This is a genomic window from Paenibacillus paeoniae, from assembly GCF_003388735.1.
In the GTDB taxonomy this organism is placed as follows: Bacteria; Bacillota; Bacilli; order Paenibacillales; family Paenibacillaceae; genus Pristimantibacillus; species Pristimantibacillus paeoniae.
Genome location: NZ_QUBQ01000001.1, coordinates 2474118 through 2497601, shown reverse-complemented (window position 1 = coordinate 2497601; position 23484 = coordinate 2474118). Strand labels below are relative to the sequence as shown.

Here is a 23484-nt window from a genome sequence, read left to right as displayed (position 1 = left end):
ATGTCAAAAGTCGTGTTATTTGGTGTGGATCTGCACGGTCACGTCAATCCGACGCTAGGTCTGGTCTCCAAGCTGATCGAACGCGGGGAGGAGGTTGTCTATTATTGCAGCGATTCCTTTCGTGAAAAGATCGAACAAGTCGGCGCGTCATTCCGCAGCTACAGGGGCTTACTTGGCTTCAGCACGCATAAGGGAAGCGGCATTGATACCTTCCTTGTATTCGCCGACTTCTTGATGGACCGAAGCCGTACGCTGACGTCCGCCCTATACGATGAAGTAGCCCAGTTGAACCCCGATTATGTCATTCATGACGCCTTTGGATTATGGGGGAAGGAAATAGCTGCAAGATTGGATATACCGGGCATTGCTTTTTTTGCCAACTTCCCGTTTATTGACGAGATGGCGGACCGCGATCCCGAGTTTTTTATGGAATATGTCCTGCGGGCTCAAGGCGATCCGCTCTATGAGCGCAACAGGGGCAGGCATGATATATACCGGAAGCTGCTGGACCGTCTCTCCGGAATGATTGCGCTCAGATACCGCTTGCCGCCAATGAATGTCATCAATGATGTGTTTTGCAGCAAGCAGCCGCTGAATTTGGTATTCACTTCCCGTGAATTTCAAATTCATGAAGATGCTTTCGACGACACGCATCTGTTCGTGGGCTACGCATTGTATCCGCGCAGGGAGCCTGTGGATTTTCCTTATGAGCTGCTGGACGGCAGACCGTTAGTCTATATTGCATTCGGCACCATTCTGAATGAATTAAACGATGCTTACGAGACTTGTTTTTCTGCGTTGGGTGATAGTCGCTACCAGGTTGTTATGTCGATCGGCCAAACTGATCTTGCCCCTATGCGAGTGTCCATTCCGGCTAACTTTATCGTCCGCTCTTATGTGCCCCAGCTCGACATCTTAAGCCGCGCGGACGTCTTTATTACCCACGGAGGCGCCAATAGCATCTATGAATCGTTATGCAGCGGTGTTCCCATGGTTGTCCTACCGCAGGTCTTCGACGAGTATATGGGAGCGCTTATGGTGGAGCGCGCGGGTACGGGGATTTATATGCGAGAAGAGAAAGTCGGCGCAGAAGAATTAAGGGAGGCGGTAGACCGGGTGGCTTCCCTGCCCGAATACAAGGAGAGCTGTGCGAAAGTCAGTGATTCGTTCGAACGAACGGGCGGCCTGGACCGCGCTGTAGATGAAATTCTCAAATTTGCGAAGCAGAAGGTGTACGATGATGCCTATTAGACGTTGGTTGTTGCTTGTTGCCAGTATTGTTATTCTCTTGTCCACCGGTCAACCGGGATATGCTTCCGCTGCCGACTTATCAGGCAAAGAAGCAGAGATCGAGCAGTTTATCGAAAAAAGCTGGGAGAAATCTAAAATTCCGGGCATGTCCGTTGTCATTGTTAACGGTGAACATACGGTATACCAGAAGGGATTCGGCCACGCGGATGTGAGCCGCAGCATTCCCGTTACGCCAGAGACGCTGTTCGAGCTTGGTTCGACAAGCAAGGCTTTTACGGCGCTGGCAGTCCTGCAACTGGAGGAAGAAGGCAAGCTGAATCTGGACGAGAAGGTGTCGGCGTATCTTCCTTGGCTGGAGCTGACTTACAAAGGACAGCCTGCCGAGATTACGCTTAGGCAATTTCTCCATCATACAAGCGGCGTACCGTTCAAGACAATTGGTGAAATTCCGGTTGCAGATGACGAGGGTGCGCTTGAGAAGACGGTGCGAACGCTCGTTGGACTGGAGCTAGATCGTCAGCCCGGTGAGCAATATGAATATGCAACGATCAACTATGACGTGCTTGGATTAATTATTCAGAACCTGTCCGGCGGAACTTATGAGCAATTTGTTAAGGAGCGGATATTGGAGCCAATGAGTTTGGCATCGACGTTCATGTTCCGAGGGGAAGCAGCGGAGCATCAATTCTCCAAAGGCTATAAGGTCAAAATGCTGCGTACCGCTGAATATGATGCACCGATGTACCGAGGCAATACTCCGGCAGGCTACATCATTTCGAATGCGACAGATATGGCCAGATGGCTGAAAATCCAGCTCGGCGTGGAGTCCATTTCTCAACCCTTCGCCGAACTTCTGGAGAAGTCGCATCTTCCTGACCGAACGGTGCCGCCCGGAGGCGACGGCTCTTCCTATGCGGCAGGCTGGAGCGTCTATCAGGATGGCACGGGCGAAATCTCGCATGCCGGCGGCAATCCGAACTATTCATCTTACTTCGTGTTTCGTCCAGAGGACGGTGTGGGCGTTGCGGTGCTCGCGAACTTGAACTCGCCGTATTCAGGAACGATTGCCCAGGGCATTATGAATCTCATTGTCGGGAAAGAAACGCCCGATCCCGTGAGCGACCAATATAAGGGTATCGACAATATGGCGACCTTTATCCTATTCGTTCTCATTCCGGTAGCGCTGCTTGTGTTATGGAAGACGGGGACGGTTGTCGCGCAAGCGGTACGCGGGACGCGCCGTTTCCAGGGCAAGCCGATGTCGGCTGTCTTACGGCTCCTGACACTCGCTGCCTTTATTGGTGTCATGGCTTATTGCCTGTACCGGATTCCAGACATTATGTTCTGGGGATTGAATTGGGATTTCGTGCTCGTATGGGCGCCTGATACTCTCCTGTATGCAGTCATTATGCTGCTGACGACGGTTGTCCTATTCGGCTTGTATATGATGTTTTCGAGTATGTTCCCGAAGTCAGGTGACCGTTCCATGTTCGCCTTGGTGCTGCTCAGCATTGCAAGCGGCTTCGGCAACGCGATGATTATATTTATCGTCAATGAGACGCTTAACCGCGGCGTAGATGATTTTCAGGGCGGCTTGTTCCTTTATTTTGCGTTTGGCATTGCCGTCTACGTCGTAGGTCAGAAGCTGGTGCGGACGAGACTTGTGAAAATTGCCAACGATATGGTCTACGAGACGCGAATGGAGCTGCTGGGGAAAATTTTGAAAACCTCTTACCAGCGAATCGAAAATGTAGAGGACGGCAAAATTCAAGCCTCGCTCAACAACGATACCGAGCGAATTAGCGGCTTCTCTAATGTGGTTATTACGGGAGCGACCGCCTTGGTCACGCTCATCTGCTGCTTTGTATACATGGGCATTATCAGCCTGCAGGGATTGCTGATCGCCATGGTCTTTATCGTATTGGCGGCGGGCTTGCATTATGTAACGGGTATTAAGGCGAACCGAATTTGGGGAGAGACTCGCGATATTCAAAACGTGTTTTTCCGCTTTATTAATGATTTAATGAATGGCTTCAAGGAGCTTAGCCTGAATGGGCGCAAGCGCGCGGGCTTCCAGAGTGACATGGAGGATAGCTGCAATACGTATCGGGACAAACGTATCAAGGGCGATCTCCAATATGCCAATGTCAACGTAATTGGCGAGCTGCTGTTCACTTTTGTTATCGGTTCGGTCGTGTTCCTGTTCCCGCTGCTGTTCAGCGAGTTGAAGGAGCATACGCTTCGCAATTATGTATTTGTTCTGCTCTACATGACGGGTCCCATCCACGGCATCTTGAATACCATTCCTAACGCGATTCAGATTCGAATCAGCTGGAACCGCATTAAGCAGCTGTCAGCAGAGCTGGACACCGTACACGCAGAGAATGAGAGGAAGAAAGCGGAGGAACTGCCGGGCCCTGCTCAGTTGGAGCTTCGCTCGGTAGCGTTCCATTACAGCAACAAAGAGGGTGAGACGTTTTCGGTGGGTCCGATTAATTGCGCCTTCCGTCCGGGTGAAATTACATTCATTACAGGTGGGAACGGAAGCGGGAAATCGACCTTGGCGAAGCTGATTACCGGCTTGTACGTTCCTGCAGAGGGAGAAGTGCGGCTGGACGGCCAGCAGGCGGATTCCAGTAGGCTCGGGGAGCAATTCTCAGCGATATTCAGTGACTTTTATTTGTTCCAGAAGATGTACGGAATCGATTATTCCACCAAAGGGCTGGAGATTGAGCGGCATCTTAGAGAGCTTCAGCTAATAGACAAGGTGCAAATCGAGAACGGATCGTTTAATACGACCAAGCTATCCACCGGACAGCGGAAGCGGCTTGCGCTGCTGATCAGCTACCTGGATGACCGGCCGTTCTGCCTGTTCGACGAATGGGCTGCCGATCAAGATCCTGAGTATCGCGCTTATTTCTATCATAAATTGCTCCCAGATTTGAAAAATCGAGGCAAGTGCGTCATTGCCATTACACATGACGACCGCTACTTCGACTTGGCGGACCAGACCATCAAGATGGAGATGGGACAGGTCGTTGAGGTGAAGTCTCGGGGGCTAACAGGCGACGTGGTCTTATCCTAGACGAAAGTTTCTTAGCTATAGCAAGGAGGGTGAGGAAGCATGACGGAGAAACGGCTGGATCGAGCGAATGTTGAAGATATGCTGGCGCTGACGCCTTCGCAGGAAGGGCTGCTGTTTCATTATGTGAGCGACCGCCATCAGGAGGAGTATGTCCAGCAGCTAACAGTCAGGTTCACCGGCGAATGTCGGATGGACCTACTGCATGCCGCCTGGGAAGAGGTAATTCGGCGCAATGAAATGCTTCGCACCGTATTTCGGTTCGAGAAGCTGGAGAGACCCGTGCAAATTGTATTAAAGCAGGCTCAAACGCCAATTCGGTCAGTTGATTTGTCTGATCAGCTGCTGCCTGTAGAGAGAGACCAGCGGATTCGGGAAGAGCGCGATCGCGAACGGAGGAATGTGCCGGATCTGGAGATAGCGCCACTGCGAGTGACTTTGTGCAAGCTGGCAGACGGGGAAGGCGAAATGATCGTCACTTGGCATCATATTCTGTTCGACGGCTGGAGTAACGGCATTTTGTTGAAGGAATTACTTCAAGCCTATCGGGCGTTATGTCTGGGGCAAGGCTCACAGTCGACTGGCAAAACGAGATTCAAGGAGTTTGTGAAATGGCATCAGTCTCGCGATCGGGAGGCGCAGCGATTGTATTGGCAGCGTGAGCTCGCCGATTGGGCGGAGCGAACAGCTATTCCGGAGCTGGTTGACGTTGCTGTAGATCACGCAGGAGGAATTCCATACAAGTGTAAGCTTCCTCTAACAGAAATGGAGACGATAGTACAGTTTGCACAAAGTCGAGAGATCACTCTTGCAGCACTGCTGTATGGCGCGTGGGGATTGCTGCTTTCCCGCTACAGTCGGACGGATGACGTCGTATTCGGTACGACAGTATCCGGTCGTGTGCCCCAGATTCGCGGAATAGAAGAGATGGTAGGTCTGTTCATCAACACGATTCCGCTTCGTGTACGATGCGGCTCGGACATGTCAGGGCACCAGTATATCGGACTTATCAATGATGGGCTGAAGCGCAGAGAAGACTTTGAGCACACGGCGTTGATCGATATTGGGACGTATATCGGGGTTAACCAGAGGGAGCCTCTGTTTGACACCATCGTCGTATTGGAAAATTATCCGCTGGATATGACGCTTTTGCAGGACGAGCTGCTGAAGATTAAGCATTATGAAATGAGCGAGACGACTCACTATGGCATAACGATCGGCATACAGACCTTTGGCGGCTTAGAACTGGAAATCGGCTATGATGCAAGTCGCTACTCCAAAGCTTTCATTGAGCGAATGGCCAGCCATTATAGTCAGATCATTTTGGAGCTGACTAAGGAGCCTGGGCAAGCAATAGGCTTGATCGATATGACCACAGACATAGAACGTAATGAGATCCTGCATCATTTCAATCGAGAGATTATGCCTGCTTCAACAGAACCAGTCCATCGCTTGTTTGAAAAGCAAGTTTACGAGACTCCCGATCGGTTGGCGGTTCTAAGCAGCGGTAGAGAGCTGACATACAGAGAGCTGAATGAGCGGGCTAATCGCATTGCATTGAAGTTGAAGGGACGAGTGGCTGACGGGGAGCATGTAGCGATCCTAATGGAGCGTGACGAGCATCTGATTGCAGCGATTCTGGGGGTATTGAAGTCCGGAGCGGCCTATGTGCCCATTGATATCGCCTATGCGCCAGAGCGCATTGCACAAATCTTGGAGGATAGCGGCGCAGGGGTCTTGCTTGCTGCGCCGGAGGTGGCGGAGCAGTACGGTTATCACGATAAATATCTGGATTCCATAGAAGCCTCTCTCCACGGGGACGAGGGCCAATTCAGCAACTCCGCAGAGGCATCAAGCGATGCAGCTTATATTCTATATACATCAGGCTCCACCGGTCGTCCGAAGGGTGTGGTGGTGGGGCATGACAATCTTCTGGCTTATGTGCAGGCTTTTCAGCTTGAATTTAAGCTGACGCAAGCGGACGGCTTCCTCCAGCAAGCGTCCTGCTCCTTCGATCAATTTGTTGAAGAGATGTACCCCGTTTTGCTGACGGGTGGGAGGCTGGTCATGGCGGACAAGATGGAGCTGCTGGATCAGTCGAGACTAGGGAGACTCATTCGAGATGGAGGGGTAACGGTCGTCTCCTGCTCGCCGTTGCTGCTCAATGAATGGAACAAGCAGAAGCATTGGGAAGGCGTCCGGATTTTTATTAGCGGCGGTGACGTGCTTAAGCCGGAATATTACGCCAATCTGATCAAGAGTGCTGCGGTGTACAACACCTATGGACCGACTGAGGCGACCGTATGCGCGACGTATCATCGCTGCTCATTCCAGGCAGGAGGCTCTGTTCCAATCGGCCAACCGATTTGGAACTACAGGGTGTATGTGCTGAATGGTGTCGGCAAGCTGCAGCCGGTCGGCATTCCAGGTGAAATTTGTATTGGCGGCAAAGGTGTTGCACGGGGGTACTTGAATCAGCCGGAGCTGACCGCGGGAAGCTTCGTTGATGATCCGTTCCTCGATGGAGGACGTTTGTACAGGACTGGCGATGTCGGCAAGTGGTTCCCGGACGGCAGTATCCAATTTCTCGGCAGAGCGGACGAGCAGATCAAAATACGTGGCTACCGCGTAGAGCCCGGTGATATCGAGCATCATCTGCTGACTCATCCAGCTATTGAAGATGCCATCGTGCTGACTGTAGACGATGCGGATGGACAGAAGGCGCTAGCTGCTTATATCAAGACAGACGAGATCAAGCTGTACATCGAAGAACTTCGAGATTATGTGGAGACCAGATTGCCCGGCTATATGGTGCCGTCGTACTTCTATTCCATAACGGAGGTTCCGCGAACGGGCAACGGCAAGACAGATAAGAGGGCGCTGGCAGGTATGGCTAGTCCTCTGGCTCGCCGCTCGCGGGATGATGTGCCGTTGAGCGAGATAGAGTTGAATATTCGGAGAGTGTGGCAAGAAGTGTTGAAGCTGGAAGACGTAGGACCGCATGATCATTTCTTCGACCTCGGCGGCAATTCTATTCTGCTTATGCAGCTGCACGGCAAGCTGGAGAAGGAGTTTGGATGGGGACTCGGCATTGTTGATTTGTTCACCTACTCTACCATTTACAAGCTAGCCCGGTGGATCGAAAGCCGAAATACCGCCTATGACGAATCGGTATTTGGGGGTTATCAGACATTGCCGGAGCAGTTTTTTACCCGCAGTCCGCAGGCAAGTGGACTTGGTTCCATTCGCTATCATGTTCAGGGCGAGCTCTACGGAAATATGCAGTCTGTCGGCAAGGAGCATAATGTTTCCACAGCTAATGTGATCGCTTCTGTATTTGCTTATCTGCTCGCCGTCAGAAGCGGCCAGAATGCTGCCGTTATACAAATGATATTGGAAGATGGGAAGCGTGTATCGCCATGGCAAGTCCTGTTGGAAACCATATCTGGATTTCCAGATCTGTTTGCGGCTATCGGCAAGCTAAGAGCCGATAGCGATTCAGCAAGCTATCCTCTTAACGGGGTGGGAGAGATTCCGACTGCGAAGGGCGAACAAGAGATATTGCCGCTCATCGGTTGGGGAGAGCTTCAGGTCGATGCGGAGTTGTTGGATACGTACGAACTTATCGTTACCTTGGAGGATGTGGAGGCTGCCAGTCAGTTGACCGTTCATATGAAATTTAATGATAGACGTTTAAGAAAGGAAGCTGTTCAAGAGCTTGCGGGCCAAAGTGTAGACGTGCTTCGGCAATTAACGGAAAGCCGCATTTTATCATAGAGGGAGGAATGCAGGATGAGAAAGCTGGCATTGGTTTTTCCGGGTCAGGGCTCCCAATATGTCGGCATGGGGAAATCACTGTCCGACCGCTATCCGTCCGCCAGAGCAGCCATCGAGGAAGGCAGCGATGTGCTCGGGTTGGATTTGCGCAAGCTGATGGTCGAAGGCGATCCCGATGAGCTTACCCGCACGGAGAATGCACAGCCCGCTTTGCTGGCTGCAAGCGTCGCGTCATTCCGAGTCTATATGGAGGAAATCGGCGTTACGCCTCTCTATACAGCAGGCCATAGCCTTGGCGAACTCTCGGCGCTGGCGTGCGCAGGCGCGATAAGCTATGCCGATGCGCTGCGCTTGGTCAGACGACGGGGTCAGCTCATGCAGGAGGCGGCAGCCGAGGGCACCGGCACGATGTGTGCGATCATCGGTTTAAGCGCTGCGGCGGTGAAAGCGATATGTCTGGAGGAATCGGCAGATACGAATGAAATCGTAGCGATATCCAATCTGAATTCGCCGGAGCAGCTTGTCATATCCGGTCACCGCACCGCCGTCGAGCGAGCTGCGAATCGATTGGAGCAGGAGGGCGGGAGAATCGCGTACCTGAACGTAAGCGCACCGTTCCACAGCGCGCTCATGAAACCGGCGGCCGCCCGATTCGAGCAGGAATTGCGCGCTTATCGATTCGGCCGCTTCAAGTGGCCTGTCATCTCCAACGTGACGGCTAAGCCTTATGAGTCTCCAGAAGAAATTGCCGGCCATCTGGCCGCCCAACTGACAGCCCCTGTCAGATGGGCGGAATCGATACAGTATTTTTCCCGGATGGGCGTCTCGGCGGCAGTGGAGCTTGGGGCCAAAAATGTGCTGACCCGGCTCATGAAGCCCAATGTTCCGACAATTACGTGCTATACGCTGGATAACGACGGCGATATCGGGACAGTAAGGGAGCAGCTGTCTTCGGAGATAGCGCTGCAGCTGCGTACGAACGCTAGACATAATGTGATTACCCTATGCGTGGCTGCGGCAGTATGCACCCGCAATCGCAATACGAGCCTGACCGAATATCAGCAAGGCTTTATCGAACCTTACCGCCGCCTGCAGCAGCTTCAGGAGCAGCTGGATGAAGCGGGAGAAGGCGTGATGCCTTCTCCTCAGCAATCGGAGGAAGCCTTAACTCTACTGAAAGGAATGCTGGAGACGAAGAGAGTGCCCGAGGCCGAGCGGAGGGACAGGTTCCGAATGATTCTAGAGAAGTCGGCGACAGAGTCGCAATATTCCCAATATACATTCGTCTGATTCGTAAAATAGCTGCAACATGCGGAGGTGAAGGGAAATGGATTTTGGTTCAATCAAGCTAAACAACACCCCTTTGCAATCATCCGGCGATGTCACCTTCGAGGACGTATCGCAATCGGACATTGCGATTATCGGCATTGCGCTGAAGCTTCCTCTGGCAGACACGGCTGAGGAGTTCGCGGACAATCTGCACGCCGGGGTGGATTGTGTCCGGCCGATCCCAGCCTCACGCCGGGAGGATATGGACCGTTATTTCCGTTGGATCGGAAAGACGGAGAACGATGTTCCATACGGCGAAGCGGCCCTTCTGGACGAGGTGGACAAGTTTGACTACCGTTTCTTCAAGCTGTCGCCCAAGGAAGCAAGCTTGCTTGACCCTAACCAGCGATTGTTTCTCCAAACGGCTTGGAACGCGATAGAAGATGCGGGTTATAGCAGCGAGAGGCTGAGGGAAAGCCGCACCGGTGTCTATGTCGGGTATGGCTCGGATTCGGATTATAAAAAAATGATTCAAGCTGTTGAGCCGGAAAATATGTCGCTCGCGATGACCGGCAACGTACGATCCATAATCGCAAGCCGCTTGTCTTATTTGCTAGATTTACGAGGGCCGAGCTTGCTGGTCGATACGACCTGCTCGTCGTCGCTGGTCGCGGTGCATCTGGCTTGTCAAGCGATTCGCAACGGGGAGTGCGATATGGTCATTGCCGGAGGCATTCAGCTTCATCTTATTCCGTTGCGGGAGGCGGAGGTCGGTATTGAATCGACAACCTCGCGCGCCAGAACGTTCGACGACAGCTCCGACGGTACAGGGACAGGCGAAGGAGTTGTGGCGATTGTATTGAAGCCGCTGGAGAAGGCAAGGGAGGATCGGGATGCGATCTATGCCGTCATCAAGTCGAGCGCTATGAATCAGGACGGCAGCTCGATTGGCATTACGGCGCCCAATGTTCAAGCGCAAGAGGCCGTTATTGTCGAGGCATGGAAGAAGGGGGGGATCGATCCCGCAACGATTGCCTATATCGAGACGCATGGCACCGGGACAAAGCTGGGCGATCCAATCGAGATTGAGGCGATCCAGCGGGCGTTCCGCAGATATACGGACAAACGCCAGTTCTGCGCTGTTGCGTCGCTCAAGAGCAATGTTGGCCATCTCGACAATACAGCCGGAATCGCAGGACTTGTCAAGGCGGCGCTGTCGCTTCACAAGAAGAGAATCTATCCCTCATTACATTTTGAGAGACCAAACCGCGAGATCGATTTTTCGCAATCACCCGTATATGTCAATGACCGCGCAATCGAATGGGAGCGGGGAGACAGCCCGCGTCGATGCGGGGTCAGCTCCTTTGGTATGAGCGGCACCAACTGCCATGTCGTACTGGAGGAGGCGCCGGATAACAGCATTCCTCCATCCGCGTCAGCAAGCCGTCCGCCAAGCTTATTCGTCTGGTCTGCCCAGACGGAGACTTCTTTGAGGGGTCTTATGAGCCGCTACCTGGACTATTTTGATCGCAACCGGCAGCTGGATTTGGAGGATGTCGCTTATACGCTGAGTGTCGGAAGAGTGCATGACAAGCATCGCGTAGCGATTGTCGCTTCCAGCATCGAAGAAGCAGCGGGGCATCTGCGAGAGGGCGAATGGAATGGGCTGATGGCGCATGATGGATTAACCTCTAAGGTCATGCCATCTGCTGATGCGAAAGTTGAACTTTGTACGCAGGAGAAGAGTAGCGTGAAGGGCGGTTCGTTGGAAGAACTGCTGCAACAGTATCATTCATCGGCCGGACAGCCTGATGAAAGCCTGCTGCGAGAACTCGGAATGGCCTATGTCGAAGGAGCCTCCATCCCATGGGATGCCCTGTATGCAGGAAAGAAGAGAAGGCGCGTCCACCTGCCTGCTTATGCTTTTGACCGGGAACGCTGCTGGCTTGATATTCCGAAATTGGAGCCGACCGAAGCAGCTGTTGAGACGAGCAGACGTAAGCTGTTCCACCAACGTGTATGGACCCAGCAGCCGATCACGGCAGTCCATGAAACTGTCTTGGCACGGACGATTCTGGTGTTCAAGGATGCAGGCGATACCGGCGAGCGAATCGTTGAGCTTGGTAGAGCGGCTGGGTGCCGCGTCATTGAAGTCGGCATAGGGGAGAGTTACACAGAGATTAACGATACGTCCTTCCTCATACGTGACGATGATGCGGACTATGTCCGGCTGCTTGAGAATCTGAGGGAAGAGCGGATGGATCGAATCCTGTATCTCCGTTCCTTCGGAGATCGAACGAATGCGGAATCGCTGGTTGAATTGGAAGATCAGTTGAATAGGAGCGCATATGGCTTATTCTTCTTGGCGAAGGCACTCGGTCGTGCAGCGCTTGGCTATCCCGTTGAAATCATGGCGGCTACCCTGCAAGCGAATGCGATTCATCGCGGGGAGGAGGGGCGGGTGCTTCCCCAATCCCAAGCGATGATCGGGCTTGGTAAAGTAATCGGCTGGGAAAGCCGACAAGTGCGTCTGCGTTGCGTCGATCTGGATGAAGCGACGGATGCAGCGGAGTCGATATGGAAGGAAACGATGCTCCAAAAGAATGATAGCTATACGGTGGCTTATCGAAACGGAGTGCGATATACGGATCGGATTCATCCGATCGAACTGGAAGAGCTGACGCTATCCGATATTAGGCTGTCGAAGGAAGGCATTTATTTGATCACCGGGGGCATGGGCGGTATCGGTCTTCGGATTGCCAGACAGCTCGCTGCCGAAGGAGCGGCTCGGATCGGACTCATCGGGCGCAGCGACTTGCCGCCGCGCAAGGCATGGGATGAGATTCTGCGAGTTCGAGCGGATGCTAATCTTGCGGCGTGCATAGAGACCATTCGCGAGATCGAGCAGGCGGGCTCACATGTGGTAACGATTGCGGCTGACGTCGCCAATCATGATCAGTTAGCTTCGGCTATAGAGAGCATGCGTAGACAGTATGGCCGTATTGCGGGCATTGTTCATGCGGCGGGGATATCGGCTGGCAACCTGATAGGGAAACTCACGCTGGATGAGTTCAAACCGATTACCGCCTCAAAAATTCAGGGCACATGGTTGTTGGACAGGCTGACGAGGCAGGATGCTCCTGATTTCTTCGTTCTCTTCTCCTCCGCCATTACGCTGGTAGGCGGTGTGGGCTCAGGGCCGTATACGGCGGGCAATGCTTATCTGGATGCCTATGCGGCTTATCGTAGTCGATATGGAAGAACGCTCGTCATCAACTGGCCGACTTGGGAAGGAACAGGGATGGCTGCAGGCACCGAGACGGATGAGGACAAAGAGATGTTCCGTTTGCTCCCCCCGCATGAAGGAGTCAAGGCGTTCGGGCAGTTGTTGGCCCGCGATATTAGGCAGGTCTATGTAGGCGAATGGAATGAACAATCCGGCATGTTCGCGTTGGGCGAGTTGCTGCCATTCCGCCGAGCGGAGGCTGTCCAGTCAGAGGCCCGCACAAGCCAGCCCGAAGCGCCAAGGAACAGAAGGCCAGCGCTCAGCACCGTTCCGATTCGACTGAAGGGGAAGTCTGCAGGCGGCTATAGCGAGATTGAGCAGCATATCGCCGGGACATGGAAGCAAGTGCTTGGCTATGACGAGCTTGATGTCCATGCCAATTTTTTCGAGATCGGCGGGGATTCCATCCTCATTACGAAGATACATGCGCTGATTGAGGAGAAATATCCGAACCGGACCACCATTGCAGATATGTTTTCTTATCCTACCATTGCCCGTATTTCCGAATACCTTGGCGGTATGAGGGCAAGTGAAAGCCAGGCAAAGCTAGAGGCCAGCGTCGGGGAAGATGAGTTTGACCGGCAAATGATGCATGTGTTCCAGCAGATTGAAAGAGGCGAGCTGTCCATTGAAGACGCGGTAAGGGAGTATCATGCGCTGGAGGTGGCCAATGGATAACGTCATACGCACCATATTCGAAAGCGTCGGGGCAGGCAAGCTGGATGCCTCAACCGGTCTGAAACTGCTGAAATCCGTGAAGAAGCAGCGTCCAAAGCCTTCCAAGGACATTGCGGTAATCGGATTGGCGCTGAAGATGCCCGGTGCAGACAATTTGGAGCAATTTTGGAGTCACATTGTCGAGGGGAGAGATTTGATTCAACCGTATCCGGCGGCTAGACAGTCGGATACGGAAGGTTTTATCCAGACGTTCACTCCTTTAAGAAAAGACGATATACGGTACAGCTACGGTGGATATCTGAATCGAATCGACGGCTTCGACTACAGCTTTTTCAACCTGTCGCCGAAGGAAGCGTCACTTATGGATCCCAATCAGCGATTGTTTCTGCAGACTGCTTGGGAAGCGATGGAGGATGCGGGCTATGGGGGGGAGCGGATTAAAGGCAGCAATACCGGCATCTATATTGGATTTGCGGATTGGCCTGTCTACGGACAATATGTATCCAAAAACTTTCCGGCTCAGATTGGGACCGCCAGCGCGGGCAATACTCCCTCCATTATGGCTGGAAGAATCGCGCATATGCTGGACCTGAAGGGCCCCGCATTGCTTGTGGATACCGCTTGCTCGTCATCGCTTGTTGCGGTTCATCTGGCCTGTACGGCACTTCGCAACGAAGAGTGCGAAATGGCGATTGCTGGGGGAGTTAAAGTATGTCTGCTTCCGGTGGAGGGGCTGTACGAGATCGGCATCGAATCGTCCGCAAGGCGGACAAGCGCCTTCGACGATGATTCCGATGGCACCGTATGGGGGGAAGGAACCGTAGTCTTCCTGCTGAAGCCGCTGGCCGCAGCTTTTCGTGACGGCGATCCTATTCATGCGGTCATTAAGGGAAGCGCGATGAATCAGGATGGCGCATCAGCGGGGCTTACGGCACCGAATGCGGCAGCACAGGAGAAGCTGCTCATTCAGGCATGGCGGGACGCGGATATTGATCCGGGGACGATTGCGTACATGGAAGCCCATGGAACGGGCACCAGACTGGGCGATCCTATTGAAGCGGATGGTATTCGTCGTGCCTTCCGTGCTTTCACCGACAAGAGCCAATTCTGCGCTATTGGCTCCGTAAAGACCAATGTCGGCCATCTGGATGCGGCTGCGGGAGTTGCCGGACTAGCGAAGGCGATCGCAGCCTTGAAGTATAAGACGCTTCCGCCTACGCTCCACTTCGCTAAGCCGAATCGGAATATTCCGTTCCAGCAATCGCCGCTCTATGTGAACGATCGAGCGCTTGAGTGGGATAGGGAGCCATATCCCAGAAGATGCGGTGTCAGCTCCTTTGGCTTTAGCGGCACGAATTGCCATATGGTGCTGGAGGAGGCTCCGGCAGTGACAGCGGCAAAGGACGGCAACGCTGGATACGAGAATGACTCTCCCCAACTGCTGTTGCTGTCGGCCAAAAGCAAGACGGCGCTGGAGCAATTGACTGCCGCATATGCGGCATCGCTGCAAAAGCAACATCCAGTCCTTAGCGATATTTGCTATACGGCTGCAACGGGCAGAGGACATTACAGCAGCCGGCTCGCAATCATCGCGCGAGACCTGCCAGAGTTGCGTGACAAGCTGATTAGGCTGGTTGATCACGGTTTGGGGAGCGATGAGCGAAGTGGCGTTTATTATGGCGAGCATAAGCTGGCGAGCGCTCACCGCGAGGCGCGAACTTCGGTTGAATTAACGGCTGAGGGACTGCAGCGATTGTCCGATGAAGCTATGGCATGCGTCACTAGGCTAACCGAACGACAATCGTCTGGCATGGATGAGCTGCAGCGGCTGGGCCAATATTATTGTCTTGGTGCACATGTGGACTGGAACCGGGTATACAGCGATGATATTCGGATGAAGGCCAGGCTGCCTACCTATCCGTTCCAGGAGGCTAGGTGCTGGGTCGAACCGCTTGCGCAGACTGCAGCCGAAGATACGTTGGCAATCTCGCAAGAGAAGCCATTGGCCGAGCCGATGCGAAAGCAGCTGGCTGCTGTGAGTCTCACGGGGAAAACCGGTGGTGAGTACTCTATTCTGGAGCTGAAGCTGGCGCAAGCCTGGAGCAGTCTGCTTGGAGTGGAGGAGATGGACGTAGACGATACGTTTTTTGCCCTTGGCGGCAACTCCATCCTGGCGATTCAGCTTGAGGTGGAGCTGGAGAAGGCCGGAATTCCGCTTCAATCAGACGATCTTTACCGATATCCGACCATTCGGGGTGCCGCCCAATGGCTGGAGCAGGGAACCGCACAGCCGTCATCCCTTGATGGGAGTCATCAGGAAGAAGCGATGCTGGCGGCAGCGAGTACTGCGGAGCAAGTGTACGGGGACAAATGGAACGTATCCGGGAAGCGCGTTATCCTTCCGCATATGGAGCCGTTCAACGATTTGTATTATCGGAATTGCTTCTACAACTCGCTGTTTCCGGCTGTCCGCCATTTCGGCAGAAGCATACTGCCATTCCTGCTTAACGATCTCATCGTATTTAGTCATCCTGGCAGCAGCGGTCGTCCGTTCGGGATCGACTATGTTTCCATCCTGCCGATAGAAGAGCTGTTCCGCCAGCAAGGTCTGCACATCAGCATGCGTAATGACCACGAGCACATTCTGTCAGAGACCATGGAGGCTCTTCGGGCAGAGAAGCCTGTCATCGTGTGGGTGGATAGTTATTATGAGCCGATTCGGAAGGATACGTACGGGAAGCGACATGTCGATCATACGCTGCTCGTATTCGGATTCGATGACGAGCTTCGTCAGTTTCATATTATGGAGCATGACCGGCAAGAAAATCTGTCGTATGCAGCCCGTACGATCGAGTATGAGGATCTGGTCCGCTCCTCGATGGGATTTGCCAAGAACTTCAAAGACGGACAGAACCGGCCCAGTCATTATATTCTCGACCAGCTGCAGGATGCCGAAGCCAAGGACAACCTTACCGCTGATTTCAACGCTTTTTTTGCAAAGAGCCAGCTTGAGGGAGGCGAGCGGCTGGAGAACAGCCAGCGCATCATGGAGGAAATGGCCGAGTGGATACGGATGATCGTATCGACTGAGGAGTTTTTTCATAGGGAAGCAGAGAGCCTGGTCAATTTGCTGAATGAAATTATTAACGCAAAGCAGGTTGAGCGATACCGGCTCAATCAAATCTTTGGAGAGAGCGATGAGCTGACCCTGGCCTTCTCAAGTGTCGTAAGCAGTTGGGAGACGGTGCGCAAGAGTGCCGCCCGGTATATGTACATGCGCAAGTATGACACTGCACTAGCAGAGTCTATTGCGGACAAGCTGACCGATCTTGCCGGCAGCGAGAGAGACTTTCAGTTACGTTTGTTTGCTAGGCTTCGTACGGTGCTCGATAAAGTCAACTTCAACTTATAGGAGGAACAGATATGGTGATCAATACAGAGGAAGAATTGAAAGAAAAGGTAATCAATCTATTAAGAGACAACGTGGACGATCCATCTGCACTAGATCAGCTAGGCCCGGATGAAGAACTGTCTTCGCTTGGTATAAATTCGCTTACGTTCATTAAGCTCGTTATCGCCACGGAGATGGAGTTTGGCGTCGCCTGGAAGGACGAGGATCTGGATTTCCGCAATTTCAGCAGCATCAATGCCATCATGCAGTATATCGCTACATCGAGTGAAGAATAGCCAATACGAGGAGGGATTTCTTTTATGTTGACAAAAGCAGGCAGTTTTGGTGGAACGGCTCTAGTCGAGCATGTTCAAAATTTAAAGCCGGAAATTAAGCAGCTTACGCTGTTTCCATCGGAAATGTGCAACTACCGCTGCAGCTTCTGCCATATCTGGGGCGAGACCGGCTGGGCGCTTAAGGAGCCTCAACGCGCGATTCGCGAACAGCTGGATATTGATGTCTTAAAGAGATTTCTTCATGACGTAACCGAGGAGAACAAAAACCTTAGCGTTATCGTGACCGGCGGAGAGCCGATGCTTTACAAGCATTTCACGGAGCTGGTCGAGTATTTGCGCAGCCGCAAGGCGAATATTTATTTGCTCACGAACGGCTCGCTCATTAAGAAGCAGGTTCAGTTCATTATGGAAAACATCGTAGCGATGAATATATCGATTGACGGGCCGGAGGAATTCCATGATTCCATCCGGGGGAAAGGCAGCTTCAAGACCATTTGCGAAAACATCGACGCTCTTATCGAAGAGAAACGCAGACGGAAAAAAATGTTTCCGTTCATTAATATTACAATGGTTCTCTCCAAATACAACTATCACAGCATCAAGGATTTCCTCGGCGCGCTGCGCGAACGATTCAAGGATGCGAATGTCGTGCTTCATGATTCCAAAAACCCTTGGCTGAAGCGCCGCGATTTGTCGGTCAACTTTGCTCCACTCTTGTTTACGACACAGGAGCGTGGACTGGCTTACGCCGAGCAGATGAAGGAGCATCTGAACTGCGATGTGTCGGCAGGTTGGCAAGGCTTTGTAGAAGAAGATATCGGCATTGATACATTGGCGCTCAAGAAGGATTTGGAGGAAATCTGGGACTCCGAAGGAGTTGACACGTCCAGCTTTGTGGATATTCATGAATATTTCACGGATATCGACAACGTGTTCGGCCGCACGAAGTGCGTGGCGCCATGGCATGAGATGGTCATCCGCAGAACGGGCGAGGTCTATCCATGTGTCGATCTGCCGGACTACAAGTACGGCAATATCTATGAAAATACGTTCCAGGAGATGTGGGAGGGCGAGCGTGCGACGAGCTTCCGCGAATATTTGAAAACGACCAATCTGATGATGTGCAATCGCTGCACGAGGATGTTCGCCGATAAAGAATCGTACTAACGGAGGAAGGAGACAATCGATGAGCAACGATGCTGCGCGTACAGAAAACAGGGAGTTCGACGGAGTGCAGAGACTTCCTTTTACCATTCCTGACGTATACGGTTTTCTCGGTCATGCTTATGTGCTGGGCATTCTCCAAAATTACGAGGAGTGCAAGCCGTGGATTTACACCCATTACAATCAGCTCTACATCTCCAAAGACTATATGGAGACCGGGGAGTATCGGCTCGACTTCTTTCCCAATCTCATGGTTCTGTTCGGCAATGTGCCATGGCTTCAATATCGGCAGACGAACAAAGATACTCTTGCCAATCTTGAGATTGATATTCATAGGTTTCTGCAGCTTCATCTCGACGAGGGTTATTATTGCTCAACCTATGTGGACGAGTATTATATCCCGAACTCGATCAGCAACGGGGTGCATCACTTCAGCCATGATCTGATGGTGTTCGGCTATGATCGGAACCGTCAAATCTATAACATTGCGATTTTTGATAAAAACCGGCAGTTTTCCTTCCAGGAAGTCACGTTCGAGAATTTTAGCCTAGCTTACTACAACGATACAGGACAAAAGGGAATTAGCTTATGCCGCAAGGTTGAGCCGCGTGAGTACGGCGGTTCGCGATTTGGAGCACAGCTGGGGAGATACGATCTGGAACTGCAGACGCTGCTGGACAGCATGAGTGATTATTTGCATAGCGTCAACACATCCAAGCGGTTAAGATTCCATTATGAAAGTATAAAAGGGTATTACGGCCTCGAAATATATACGGGGCTGCAGGAATACTTCCGATTGCTGGCTGAGGGCAGCCTCAATCTCGACGTAAGGCCGCTTCATATTTTATGGGAGCACAAAAAAATGATGACGGCCCGTATTCGCTATTTGCAGGAGCAGGGGGCGCTTGGGGAAGATAGCGTTGCTCTGGAAGGTTATACACGCTTGGAAGGCGAGGCGATGGTGCTTCGCAATATGCTCTTGAAGTATTTCTATTCACGCAATAATCAGACGCTGAGAGATATCGCGAATCGACTAGAACCCATGCAGGCAGCGGAGAAGCAGGTATTGACTGCACTTGTTGAGGAGCTTGGAAGGCGCAATCATCTGGTCCCTTATCAATTTGAGGAAGCAGTGGAGCTGGAAGTTTAATTAGAGAGGGAGGGTTTCTTATGGAAGCCCTCTTTAAGACCAGCAGTGGATGGAGGGAATGAATCGTATGGATATTTCAATTGTTATTCCGGTGCATAACAAGCCAGAGCAATTGGAGAAAACGTTGTATTTTATAAGCGAGCAACAGGGTTTGGACCATATCGGGCTGGAAGTGGTTATTGTAGACGATGGCTCTACTGAGCCAGTTTGCGCTGTCGTCGATTCGTATCGGGACAAGCTTCCTTCTCTGAACTATATCTTTATCCCGAGAGACAAACATTCCTGTCGGTCCAGAGCGCGCAATACCGGTATTGCGGAAAGCAAGGGGCGCATACTGGTCTTCTTGGACAGCGGAATCGTTATCCCGGATATGATGATCCAACAATCGGTCGGACGAATCGGGAACAGCACGAATACGGTGCTGTACCATTATATATTAGGAGCCTTCACGGACCCGGATATCGAGGATATGACGGTTATCGAAGGCATCACGCCACAGAACCTGGCAGAGACATGCGAGCGACTGAAGTTCCATCCTGGTTGGGAGGATATGCGGACGTCACACTTCGAGCTGGTTGGCGGCGATTTGAACCGGATGGATGTGCCATGGACGATGGGCTGGAGCGGCGCCGTCAGCGCATCGAGGGATATTGTGTTGAAGTCCGGCGGGTTCGACGAATCGTTCAAGGGCTGGGGGGCGGAGGATACCGACTTCTCGTATCATTTGCATCTGCACGGTGCGGCTATGTATGCGACGGAAGAGATATGCGTTCTGCACCTCCCTCATGCGGCTGATGACAAAATCGATATGAAGATCAAGACAAGCTTTATGAATCGCAAAAAAATGCATTTTAAGCATTACACATTCGATACAGAGCTGTACCCGTATTCGGCCGATATGCATTATGACGGGATTATGTCGAAGTTCAATCGTTTAGTTATCAAGTATTATACGCCTTTGTATTCGGCAGAATTGATCGGCAGACTGCATGAAGATTATTTGGCGGGGGCTGAGCGCTCCGCTATCGTTGGGGCCGATAGTTACGCCCTGTTGAAAGAGCTGGATGTTTCGCATGTTTTCTTGCAGAACAAGCATATCTATCAGGATTTGAAAAGCAAGCTGAGGGATAAAGAGGTTGTCTATATGCTGGGCGCGGATACGCCTTATGCGTCGGGATATTTTGACGTCCTCGTTGTCACCGACTTCTATCGGATGATCAGCGAGCCAATTGCAGGCATATGGTTAAAGGAGCTTCAACGGATTTCGAAGAAGCTGGTATTTATCCATAATGAAACCTACGTATCCTACCTGGCTACGGTAGCCGGATGGACATGGCATAGTCTCGACGAGCTGCAGTCCATTCTGAGCCAGAAGCAGCTGGGCTACTCCGTATCCGCCAAGGTTGGAGAATCACTGCTGTTGGACATTGCGAAGGTTGCAACGCCTTTGAAGACCGAGCCGGCTCCCGTTAAGGAGCCAGTGTTAAAAGGATAGGCGAAGCTGTTATATTCATTCAATGGCTTACTTACTTTAAATGAAGAAGTTAATAGAGATGGTGGTGACCAGGATGTTATTCCTGGCACCGCCATTTTTTTGTTAGTGCTGAGAGGTATGCTACAAGTCGTGAGTTCTATACCTGAACATACTCCGATTTATAACTAGTTAACGCGCATCTGCTCTTGTCTCGACTGCTAGAGTAGTAGACAATAGAGGTACTGCACATTACTTTCCAAAAAAGGATTATGACGATGCGAAGATATAGCATGCTAGAACGGCTGCTCTTTCCGTCCTCCGGGCTGAATGAGGATAAGCTGATAAAGGCGATAAGCGGGAAGACCATACTCGTAACAGGAGCAAGCTCCGGAATTGGCGAGCAGATCGCGTTGTTGCTAGGAAAATATCCGGTTCATCTTGTGTTGGTGGCGAGAAGAGAAGACAAGCTGCTGGCCGTTAAGGGGCAGATTGAGTCCAACGAGAAGACGCAGATAACTGTTGTAACTGCGGATCTGAGGCGGGACGAGGATATGGAGGCGCTGCTTGACATTCTTCGCGAGGAGCGGAATGCACCGGATATTGTGGTGAGCAACGCGGGGCTCTCCATTCGGCGATCCATCTATGATTCTCTGGATCGATTTCATGACTATGCCAGAACGATGTCGATCAACTATCTGGCTCCGGTCAAGCTGCTGCTATCCGTTATCCCTGTACTGGAACGCCGTCAAGGGCAAATCATCCATGTGTCTACTATAAATACATCTCTTATTCCGCTTCCACACTGGGCGGCTTATCAAGCGTCCAAGGCCGCATTTGACACCTGGTTTCGCTCCGCTGCCCCGGAGCTGAATGCGGCTGGAATCGCTATGACATCTATTTATCTGCCGCTGGTTCGTACACCGATGATTGAACCAACCGCTGCTTACCGGACAGCGCCCGCCATGAGTCCGGAGCATGTAGCCCGTATCATCGCCAAGTCGATGTATACGAAGGGGAGAACATGGAGGCCTTGGTGGCTGTTCACGGGACAGGCCGCTTCGCTCATGTTCAGAGGGCTATGGGAGAGCTGGATGCCGCGTAAGCTGAGAAAGAGGAGGGATAGCCATGGGGATGCTTAAATTGGCGCAAGTGATGCGGAAGATGGGGATGCTTAGTCCGCTTGGCCTCTATCGCCTGTTTGCTGCTATCTGCCGCTACGGAATCAATGTCATGGCGCTACTCCGAATAGCTGAGCGGACGTACGGAGAAGCGGCAGCTCTTGCTGATGACCGCGAGACGATCTCTTATCGACAGTTGCTGGTCCATAGCGAAGAGCTGTCACTGACGCTGAAGACATTGTATGGAATCAAGCCTGGCAGCAGGGCCGCACTTCTGTGCCGCAACCATGCATCTCTGGTGAAATCCGTATTTGCTTTATCTTGGGCTGGAGCAGATATCTATCTGTTAAACGCCGAGATGAGCCAGGACCAATGGCAAGACTTGCTGACTGCATATGACTTTGATTTGCTGATCTACGACGAGGAGCTTATTTTCTTCATCGAGCAGTCCTCTTACAACAAGGGAAAGCTGCTTAGCTACCATGATGAGAAGCCTGCTGTCAACAATCTGCGGCCAAGCGATCCCTCCAACGCCAGGCACAGCTGGCATCGAACTTCATCGGGCACGATTATGCTTCTGACAGGCGGCACGACTGGCAAGGCGAAGAAAGTGCCGCATAAGCCGTCCTTATTCCACTATTTGAACCCGTTTCACACTTTGCTTGAGCGGCTTCATCTCGTGCGTTACCATACCGGATATATCGCGACGCCTATCTACCATGGCTACGGTATTGCGATCCTGCTATTATTCGTCGCTTTGGGCAAAAAGATTGTCCTGACATCGGGCTTCGACGCGTCCAGAGCATGCGCGCTTATCCGTGCGCATCAGGTGCAAGTGGCGACCGTTGTCCCGCTTATGCTGGACAAGATGATGAAGCATAATGCCGAGGATTTGCGATCACTGGCCTGTATCGCTTCAGGAGGAGCCGAGCTTAATCCGAAGCTGGTGGCAGGCGTATTCGCCAAGCTAGGGGATGTACTGTGCAATTTGTACGGTACGTCAGAGTCAGGGCTGAATATTGTAGCTGCTCCACCGGATCTAAGGCAGTCGGCGCATACGCTGGGACGGAGAATTGAGGGCGTGCCTCTATTTGTATTGGATGAGGATTTAAATGAGACAGAACCAGGAGTAATCGGACAGTTTTGCATCCGGAATCGTTCATGGCGTGCAAGCCGCAACAGGAAGTGGATTGCGACAGGCGATATGGGGTATATGGATAGCGACGGCCTCTATTACTTGTGCGGAAGAGTGGATGACCGAATCGTATCAGGCGGCGAAAATGTGTACCCCATCGAGTTGGAGCATATTTTGATTCATCATCCGTTAGTTGAGGATGTTGCCGTAATTGGCATCTCGGATGAGACATTCGGGCAGCGGCTGATGGCTTATGTCCAGCTAATCCCACATGCGGAAGTGAATACTGGACAGCTCATGGAGTGGCTTCGATCGCGGACTGCTCGTTATCAGATGCCAAAGGAGATCGTACTGGCGGAGGAGATTCCCTATACTCATCTGGGTAAGCGGGATAAGAAGAGACTCATTTGAAC

The 23484-nt window shown here is 52.2% G+C and carries 12 protein-coding genes; all 12 read left to right on the top strand.

Going from position 1 to position 23484, the window contains the following annotated elements; all coding sequences use genetic code 11:
- The 12 genes from DX130_RS11635 (at position 1) to DX130_RS11580 (ending at position 23482) form a co-directional block, all read left to right on the top strand.
- Positions 1 to 1251 carry a macrolide family glycosyltransferase gene (locus DX130_RS11635; protein ID WP_116045338.1) on the top strand — a complete coding sequence of 417 codons (1251 nt, stop codon included), beginning with the start codon at positions 1 to 3 and terminating at the stop codon, positions 1249 to 1251.
- The gene (locus DX130_RS11630) at positions 1238 to 4336 is read left to right on the top strand and encodes a cyclic peptide export ABC transporter (protein WP_116045336.1); all 3099 of its coding nucleotides are present in this window, start codon (positions 1238 to 1240) and stop codon (positions 4334 to 4336) included. Before DX130_RS11635 ends, DX130_RS11630 begins: the two co-directional genes overlap by 14 nt.
- A 39-nt stretch (positions 4337 to 4375) precedes the next feature.
- Positions 4376 to 8110 (top strand): non-ribosomal peptide synthetase, encoded by a 3735-nt coding sequence (locus tag DX130_RS11625; protein WP_116045334.1) that lies wholly within the window; start codon positions 4376 to 4378, stop codon positions 8108 to 8110.
- Positions 8111 to 8125: 15 nt separating this feature from the next.
- A complete protein-coding gene (gene fabD, locus DX130_RS11620; protein WP_116045332.1) occupies positions 8126 to 9400 on the top strand; it encodes an ACP S-malonyltransferase in 1275 nt (424 codons plus the stop codon).
- A 37-nt stretch (positions 9401 to 9437) separates the two neighbouring features.
- On the top strand, positions 9438 to 13343 hold the full coding sequence (locus tag DX130_RS11615) for a type I polyketide synthase (RefSeq protein WP_116045331.1): 3906 nt from the start codon (positions 9438 to 9440) through the stop codon (positions 13341 to 13343).
- Positions 13336 to 16755: a beta-ketoacyl synthase N-terminal-like domain-containing protein gene (locus DX130_RS11610; protein ID WP_165861232.1), complete on the top strand. Its 3420-nt coding sequence runs from the start codon at positions 13336 to 13338 to the stop codon at positions 16753 to 16755. The genes DX130_RS11615 and DX130_RS11610 overlap by 8 nt, the downstream gene beginning before the upstream one ends.
- Positions 16756 to 16766: 11 nt before the next feature.
- Positions 16767 to 17030 carry an acyl carrier protein gene (locus DX130_RS11605; protein WP_116045327.1) on the top strand — a complete coding sequence of 88 codons (264 nt, stop codon included), beginning with the start codon at positions 16767 to 16769 and terminating at the stop codon, positions 17028 to 17030.
- Positions 17031 to 17054: 24 nt separating this feature from the next.
- Positions 17055 to 18197, top strand: coding sequence for a radical SAM/SPASM domain-containing protein (locus DX130_RS11600; RefSeq protein ID WP_116045326.1), 1143 nt, complete (start codon positions 17055 to 17057; stop codon positions 18195 to 18197).
- 19 nt (positions 18198 to 18216) lie between these two features.
- Positions 18217 to 19344 carry a hypothetical protein gene (locus DX130_RS11595; protein WP_116045324.1) on the top strand — a complete coding sequence of 376 codons (1128 nt, stop codon included), beginning with the start codon at positions 18217 to 18219 and terminating at the stop codon, positions 19342 to 19344.
- A 67-nt stretch (positions 19345 to 19411) separates the two neighbouring features.
- Positions 19412 to 20839: a glycosyltransferase family 2 protein gene (locus DX130_RS11590; protein ID WP_165861231.1), complete on the top strand. Its 1428-nt coding sequence runs from the start codon at positions 19412 to 19414 to the stop codon at positions 20837 to 20839.
- A 254-nt stretch (positions 20840 to 21093) separates the two neighbouring features.
- Positions 21094 to 21957, top strand: coding sequence for an SDR family NAD(P)-dependent oxidoreductase (locus tag DX130_RS11585; RefSeq protein ID WP_116045321.1), 864 nt, complete (start codon positions 21094 to 21096; stop codon positions 21955 to 21957).
- A complete protein-coding gene (locus DX130_RS11580) occupies positions 21944 to 23482 on the top strand; it encodes an AMP-binding protein (RefSeq protein ID WP_240644405.1) in 1539 nt (512 codons plus the stop codon). Before DX130_RS11585 ends, DX130_RS11580 begins: the two co-directional genes overlap by 14 nt.
- Positions 23483 to 23484 lie beyond the last annotated feature (2 nt).